Origin of the sequence: Catenulispora yoronensis (assembly GCF_039531695.1) — a bacterium.
Lineage (GTDB): Bacteria > Actinomycetota > Actinomycetes > Streptomycetales > Catenulisporaceae > Catenulispora > Catenulispora yoronensis.
On record NZ_BAAAQN010000139.1, the window covers coordinates 1 to 1421 of the forward strand.

Sequence of the window (1421 nt, forward strand, 5' to 3'; positions counted from 1 at the left end):
TTCGGTTCCGGTCTTTCCGATGCTCCTATGTCAAGGTGTGGGGGTTGGTTGTGTGGTGTTTTGGTGGGTGAGGATGCGGTGGATTTCGTTGGCTATGTAGCGTTTGAGGCAGCGCATGATGTCTTTTTTGGATAGTCCTTCGGCGGTGCGGCGGGTGGTGTAGGCGCGGGTGCGTGGGTCGTGGCTCATGCGGGTGAGGGCGATGGTGTGTAGGGCGCGGTTGGCTTGGCGGTCTCCGCCGCGGCAGAGGCGGTGGCGGTGGCTGGTTTTGCCGGAGGTTGCCGGGATGGGTGCGACGCCGCATAGGGCGGCGAAGGAGGCGGCGGTGCGCAGTCGTTGGGGGTTGTCGCCGGCGGTGATGAGTAGTTGTGAGGCGGTTTCCACGCCGGCGCCGTAGACCTGGAGTAGTTCGGGGTTGGTGGCTTGGATCAGGGTGCCGATTTGCTTATCGAGTTCGGTGGTTTGTTGGTGGAGGAGTTGGTAGCGGCGTGCCAGTGCCCGTAGCGCGGTTTTGGTGGCGTTGAGTGGCTGGTTGGCTGGGTCGGTTCCGGGTCGTAGCCGGGACAGGTGGGTGATCAGTGCGGTGGTGTTCAGGTGTGTGGTGGGGGTGCGTAGGGATTCCTGGGCGGTGATGAGCAGGGTGCGGATTTGGTTGATGGTGGCGGTGCGGTCTTTCACCGCCGAGGTGCGGGCGATCTTCAATACTCGGATGGCTTCCACGGTGCCGTCGCCGGTTTTGGGGGTTGCGGTGGCGCGGCCGGAGGCGACGGCGGCGGCTGCGGCGTAGGCGTCGATCGGGTCGGATTTGCCGTGGTTGCGTCGTGCTTTGCGGTCGGGCCGGTTGACTTCGATCACGGTGAGTCCGGCGGCGTGCAGGTGGCGGGTCAGGCCGGCGCCGTAGGAGCCGGTGCCTTCCACTCCGATGGCGGTTATGTCACCGATTCGGGCTAGCCATGTTTGCAGGGCGTGGTAGCCGGTGGTGGTGGCGGGGAATCCGGCGTCGGCCAGGTGCCGGCCCAGTTGGTCGATCACTGCGGCGTGGTGGGTGTCGGCGTGGGTGTCCACGCCGGCGAACAGCTGCATCGTGGGCGGGTGCGTCATGATGGTGTGGTCCGTCCTTCGACCTTGACAGTGCGGGGCGGGCATGCCGGTCGGGTGGGTGGACAGGACAGTCAGGGGGCCTCTAGGCCAGGCTCCTATAAGGTCACATCCACCCGTCCGGCTGTGCCGGGCGAGCAGCGGCACCACAACCCCTGGGCCGACAGATCGGAAGTAGGACAACCCCGGCGAAGCAAGAAGGGCCGGGGTGTCGATCGCGTCGCGGGTCAGACCCGAGGCCGCAGTGCCCAGACCATCATGACTGACTGTCGCGTCGGCGGGCGTAGCCAATCGCGCCGCCCAGGCGGTGTCAAGGCTCGCAT

Annotated in this window: 1 protein-coding gene; it reads right to left on the minus strand. The window is 66.1% G+C overall.

Going from position 1 to position 1421, the window contains the following annotated elements; genetic code table 11:
* Positions 1-30 precede the first annotated feature (30 nt).
* Positions 31-1083: an IS110 family RNA-guided transposase gene (locus tag ABD481_RS46370; RefSeq protein ID WP_344672316.1), complete on the minus strand. Its 1053-nt coding sequence runs from the start codon at positions 1081-1083 to the stop codon at positions 31-33.
* Positions 1084-1421 lie beyond the last annotated feature (338 nt).